The organism is Kitasatospora sp. NPDC059146 (assembly GCF_042786665.1).
Lineage (GTDB): Bacteria > Actinomycetota > Actinomycetes > Streptomycetales > Streptomycetaceae > Kitasatospora.
The window spans coordinates 1-5,251 of record NZ_JBHZCY010000007.1 but is presented as its reverse complement, the minus strand read 5'-3'; the positions used below and the strand labels follow the sequence as shown (position 1 = coordinate 5,251).

4 protein-coding genes are annotated in these 5,251 nt (G+C 73.8%); all 4 read right to left on the bottom strand.

Annotated features, from left to right (window positions below):
• Positions 1-169: 169 nt before the first annotated feature.
• The 4 genes from ACFXPX_RS04410 to ACFXPX_RS04395 all read right to left on the bottom strand — a co-directional run bounded on the left by ACFXPX_RS04410 (position 170) and on the right by ACFXPX_RS04395 (position 4,992).
• Complete coding sequence (locus ACFXPX_RS04410) at positions 170-1,330, bottom strand: protein-L-isoaspartate O-methyltransferase (protein ID WP_380593416.1); 1,161 nt, start codon at positions 1,328-1,330, stop codon at positions 170-172.
• A 941-nt stretch (positions 1,331-2,271) separates the two neighbouring features.
• On the bottom strand, positions 2,272-3,741 hold the full coding sequence (locus ACFXPX_RS04405) for a hypothetical protein (protein ID WP_380593415.1): 1,470 nt from the start codon (positions 3,739-3,741) through the stop codon (positions 2,272-2,274).
• Positions 3,741-4,034 (bottom strand): hypothetical protein, encoded by a 294-nt coding sequence (locus ACFXPX_RS04400; RefSeq protein ID WP_380639572.1) that lies wholly within the window; start codon positions 4,032-4,034, stop codon positions 3,741-3,743. Before ACFXPX_RS04400 ends, ACFXPX_RS04405 begins: the two co-directional genes overlap by 1 nt.
• 298 nt (positions 4,035-4,332) lie before the next feature.
• Positions 4,333-4,992 (bottom strand): hypothetical protein, encoded by a 660-nt coding sequence (locus ACFXPX_RS04395; RefSeq protein WP_380522343.1) that lies wholly within the window; start codon positions 4,990-4,992, stop codon positions 4,333-4,335.
• Between the last annotated feature and the right edge of the window lie 259 nt (positions 4,993-5,251).

The following is a 5,251-nucleotide window of genomic DNA, read 5'->3' as shown; positions in this document are numbered from 1 at the left end:
GGCCCCCCCCACCGCGCGCCCCCCCCCCCCCCCCGCCCGGCCGTTCCTGGTTCAGAGGGTTTCCGCGCGGGTGGGGGGGGGGGGGGGCCGGGGGGCCCCCCCCCCCCCCCGGCCCCACCGCCCGCTTTCTCACGGCGGCCCTGCTGCGGGCCCGTACGGCCCGCGCCGGTCAGGACCGGGCCGGGGCCGGCTGCGTGATCGGCCAGCGCGGGCCGTCCGGACTGCCCTGCCACGCCCACTGGGACTCCGGGGTGACCGTGATGCCGTAGTCGTACAGGTCCGGCCGGCCGAGCCCGTCCCACTGCGCCCACGCGGTGAGCACCTCGTCGCCGATCCGGCGCGGCCCGCCCTGCCGCAGCACCGGCCGCCCGTCCGCGTCCGGCCCGATCTCCGCCCAGGAGTGCGCGCCGTCGTGCACCAGGGTGACCGCACCGTCCGGGCCGTCGTCGGTGAAGAGCACGGCGTCGGGCACGGCGACCCGCAGGGCGAAGCGCACCCCCCAGTCGGCCAGGCCCGCCGGGTCGCGCTCCAGCACCCGCTGCGCCTCGGGATCGGCACCGGCGCGCACCGCCGCGTGCGCGGCCGGGCCGCTGCCCGGCTGGGCCGGGCCGTGGCGGTCGCCCATGAACTGCGCGAGGCCGTGCACCCAGCCGCGCGCGCTCGCGCCGTCCTCGGCGACCGTGAGCGCGACGTACCCCAGCCGGCCCCACGGGTAGACGATCCGTCCGCCCGGCCGGACCGCCTCCACCCAGGACCACGGCACCGCCTCCACCGCGTAGGTCGCCTGCAGCCGGTCGACCTGCTCTGCACCGGGCGACCCGGCGCGGGAGCCGTCGGCGACCCGCACCTCGACGTCCAGCCCGGCGGCCGCGAGGCGGCCGCGGGCGAACGCGGCCAGGTCCTCGTCCACCTCGGTGGACACCACTCGGCCCGGGCCGGCCCGCCAGGCGGACAGCGCCGCCGTCCAGCCCTGGCCGGTGCCGACGTCCCACACCTGGTGCCCGGGCTCCAACTGCAGGCTGTCCAGCATGTCGGCCACCACCCCGGGCGCCGACAGCGACGACGACGGCACCCCGCCGGTGAGCTGCGTGATCGCCGGAGAGTCGACCGCGCCGTACGCCTCGCTCGCCCAGCCGTCCGGGTCGACCGTTCTGTCGAGGGGTACGTACGCCCAGCCGTCCCAGCGCCACAGCCGATCCGGCGCGAACCGGTCCCGGGGCAGCGCGGCGACGGCCTCGCGCAGCCACGGCGAATCGGCCGGCCACTGCCCGCCCTCCTCCATCTCCGCGTCCAGGCGTACGCGGTATCCGGCCAAGCCGTCGTCGTTCACTGCTTCTTGTGCTTGCCGGCGGGCGGCGGCGGGGGCTCGACCTTGCCGTCGGCGTTGTCCGGCGGGGGCTTGCCCGTCGACGGATCCGGCGACTTTTTCGAATGGTCTCCCACGACATTTCCCCTTCGATCGGGTACGGGACACGCTCAGCCGCTCATCCTCACCCACCCCGGCACCGGACGGTAGAGGGCGTGTGGGGGCTCCCGGGGAGCGCACAGCACCACCTCCACCCCGGCACGGAGCCCGACGGCCGGTAGGGTCAACCCGAGATCGGACCCGATCCTGGCGCAGCTGCGTGCACTCCGGGTAGCGCTGCCTCGAAGTCGCCCTCGACGTCCAGCAGCAGGCCGAGCTGACCGGGCTGACCCACCTGCAGCTGCGACAACCGCGCCCGAGTCGTACCGGTGGTCCTCCCGATCTTCACCAGCGGGGGCTCCTCGATGCCGATCAGGTACGTCCGCACCCGCCGGGCCGGACCCCGTAGTCGCGCCACCTTCGCAGCCGGCAGCCGGGGCTGGCGTCAGCAGCTCGTCGAGCGCCCCGCCCGGCTCCACGACCCTGTACCGCACCAGCGGCGTCCTCGCGCCCTGGACTGTCACGGTCCTGCCCACCTGGGTCCCGTCCGCCCCGAAGGTGGTCCGTACGATCGGCAGAACCGCGGCCCCGTCCCCCGCATCCAGGCAGAGCAGCCACAGTTCGGCCGCCGTGGCGAACTGGGACTCGTCTCCAACTCCTCGTGCACCGCCCTCGGCGGCAGGTACGACGGGTAGGGCACGCCCGGCCAGGACTCCGAAGTGCTCTTCACGGCCCCGACTCTACGAACGACTGCCCACCCACCTCGCCCGCCGGTGGCCGCAAGCCCCCGCGCACGCCGTCGGCCCCGCGTGGGCCGCAGCACCGGCGAACCCGCGCGGGGCCGGTCAGGCCCTGCAAAAGAGCCGCTACCGGCGGCCCACGATCGCATTGACGATGGCGTGGTGGGAGGCCGGGTCCTCGATGCCGCCCGGCGTCCTGGCCACTACCGTGTCCGGCGTGACCGGGTCCGGCAGATTGGTCGCGTACCGGTCCAGCGGCACCCGCGCGACCGCGAACCCCGAGCCCTGCCCCTGCGGCACCGCGGAGACCTCGCTCACGCTCGGGCTCCTTCCCTGGTGCGAGGCCGCCAGCCCGTCGAGCACGCCCTGGGCCGCGCCGCTGCGCAGCGGCCGGCCGGGAACCGAGGACGGTGTGAGCCCCGGGTCGCCGGGTGCGCCCAGGCTCACGACGACCAGTGCTGCCGTGGGGTTGGCCGGGTCCGCCTTTGTCGCTGCGGCGGCCAGGCCGCGGGCGGTGGCGGCGTCGGCGGCGAGCGTGCCCGCGGCCGGGTTCGGCGGTGTGTAGGCGGCGATGTTGGTGGCGGTGTCGGGGTTGCCGTAGGCGAGGACGGCGCTCGCCGAGGGGTACGGGCGGGTCGTCGGGTCGCCGAGGCCGAGCAGCAGCTGGGGTGGGGCCGTCTTGGTGTCGACCTGCTTCTGGAGGGCGTCCAGGGCGTCCAGGTTGGCCTGGGTCGTGTGCGGGTTCGGGTTCGCGTGCAGGGACGGGTTCTGGTCGCTGAGGTCCTTGGCGATCTGCTCGCGCAGCTGGGGCAGGTAGAGCCGGTTGGCCTGGTCGCGGGTCGCGGCGGGCAGGCCGTTCAGGCCTCCGATGTCTCCTGGGTGGTCCTGGATCAGCTGCTGGCGTGTGGACTCCGGCAGGGAGGCCCACCATCTGGCGTTGCCGGCGGGGTCCAGCGCGGACGGGACGCCGATCCGTCCTTCCGTCGCCTTGTCGATCGCGGCCGCGTCCTTGTCTGCCTCCGCCACGGCGTCGCTGGGCAGGACGGCCCACCCGGTCTGGAAGGTGTGGCCGATCCTGTTCAGGGCGGCCGCCACCGAGTCGTCGACGCTCTTGACCTCCGTCGACAGGTCGCCGACCTCCTTGGCGAGCCGGTCGCGGGCCGTCTCCATCGCCTTGAGCCACTCGGGGTCGTGCCGCCCGCCTTCGTCGCCCTTGCCTGGTGGCAGGATCTGCACCGTCGGCACGGTGTCGACGTCCCCGTCGAGGATCTGCAGACCGCTGGCGGCCGCCGTCTCGACGAGCGTCGTCTGCCGCGCCTGGAGGATGACGAAGCTGTCGGCGGCGTCCGTCAGCATCATGCGCAGGTCCTCGATCAGCTGCTCCAGGACGTACAGCTGGCTGGTCCGGTTGCGCAGCGCGTTGTCCGCCGCCTGTTGGGCCTCACCGTGCCAGCCGCAGTCGGCCAGGTCCCGCAGCATCTTCTGCCAGTCCGTGATCCGGTGCTTGAAGTGCCCCTCGAACGTGGACAGCGCGTGCGCGGTCGTCGTCAGGCCGCCGAAGTCGGCGGTCTTGAGCATCCCCCAGTAGTACGCCATCAGCCCTGGCCCTCCGGTGCCGCTCCCAGCGATACGGCCGCCTTGGTATCGGCGTGTTCGTAGGAGTCGGCGATGCTGCCCAGGGTGTCGGACGCGTCCTCCAGTGTCGTGGTGGCCACGCGCTCGACGTAGCTGGCCAGGTGCTGGATCGCGTTCTTCGCCGGGTCCACGAACTGCCAGTTCGGCAGGGCCAGCTCCGGCGTCTGCGCGAAGTCCTGCTTCCAGTCCTGTCGGACCCCTGCCGCCACCGCACGACCGGCGGTGTTCGCGTTCCGCAGGTCCTGCGGTTTCACTCCGAACCCTGGCATCCCCACAACCCCCCTCAGTCACACCAGTTGTGTGATCAATTCGGCGCCCAGGGTAAACGAACAATGCCGACATGCCCAGGCTCCCGCCCCCGGCCGCGGAGCGTAGCCGCCATCAGCCCTCCAGCCGAGCTCCTCGGCGAAGGCCCGGCGTCGTCCGGATCCGGCGCGGACACGACGAAACCCCGCCACCCGTAACCAAGGCGTCAACACCGGGTGGAGGCGGAGCGGACCGCGCGCTCCCGGGGCACACACCGGCAGCTGAGCGAGCCCGCCGCTGGTCGGCTCAGGCCAGGTCGGCGCTGGCCAGGGCAATCGCGAGCGAGATGTGGCGGACGGCGCCCAGGCACAGCTCAGCCGCCGTACTCGGATCCGACGCGGCGCGTGCCTCCTGCAGCGCCAGCAGGCCTATCAGCACCGCGAAATCGACCGCCTCATCGAGGATCTCGTCCGCAGCGAGCTCGCCGCCGGACATCAACTCGCCCACCAGGGCGGCCGCATCCCGCGGATCGTCCAGCCACCGCATGGCGACCTTGATGCCGGCCCCCACCAGGTCCACGCAGGCAGACCGCTCCACCGTGAGCAGCGGGACACCGTGCCCAACAGACGGGTCAGCCTGCTCCGCGAACTGCTGCGCCTGCGCCACGGCGCACCGCGTGGCGTACGTCTGCCGGGCCTGCGCCTGCTCCCGGGCCACGGCGGCAGGCCACCGGGCGGAGTCCTCGGCTCGGGCAATGTCCAGCAGGGGAGCGGCGGTGAGGCAGACCTGGACGACCGGCAGGAGGCCCACCTCCACGACCTCCTGGTCGGGCGAGGCGGCTGCGAGCGGCCCGTACACCGCACCCGCGGCTTCGGCGCAAGCGCCGATCAGCGAGGTCAGTGCGGCGATCAGCTTCGCGTGGCGGCGTCGGCGGGCGGGGGCGGCCAGGTTGGGTGTCGAGGTCACTCCCGCACTCTGCCGGGCAGGGCGGGCCCCATAGGCTCCTTTCGGCCAACCCCCGGGTGGTCACCACGTCCGTGTGACGCTCATGGGCCGGGGTTGGCTGCTCCTCTGGGCCGTCGGCGCTCCGGTCGGAGTCGAGGATCATCAGCGGTCCAACGTAGGCGACCATGAGGTTCATCGAGGCCATTCGGGCAACGACGGGCCACGGGCCGTGGCCGGGGTCACAGAGGGGGCAAGTCCGCTCTCGGCAGCATGCTGGACC